General features: G+C 72.5%; 1 protein-coding gene. It reads right to left on the bottom strand.

Annotated elements, in window-relative coordinates; genetic code table 11:
* Window positions 1-229 (bottom strand): chloride channel protein (locus ACFQ95_RS25985; protein WP_422835868.1); only part of this gene is annotated, 229 nt, incomplete at both ends.

Here is a 229-nt window from a genome sequence, read left to right as displayed (position 1 = left end):
GATCGGGCCCTCGGCGCCGAAGGGGCCGCCCGTGCCGATCGAGATGGCCGAGGACAGCGGCTTCAGCACCGCCACCTTGGGCGACATGCGGCTGCCGCCGATCAATATGGCCTCGATGGCCTCCGGGATGCCGTGGCCGCGAATCTTCTCGGAGCCGAAGCGGGCCATCAGCCCGATCGCCAACCCGCCGAGGACGGGGGCCGCGACCATCCATGGGCCGCGCACCGCC

It is taken from the genome of Variovorax sp. HJSM1_2, from assembly GCF_049316285.1.
Lineage (GTDB): Bacteria > Pseudomonadota > Gammaproteobacteria > Burkholderiales > Burkholderiaceae_C > Rhodoferax_B.
The sequence above is the reverse complement of the archived record's forward strand: the minus strand, read 5'-3'. Positions and strand labels throughout refer to the sequence as shown.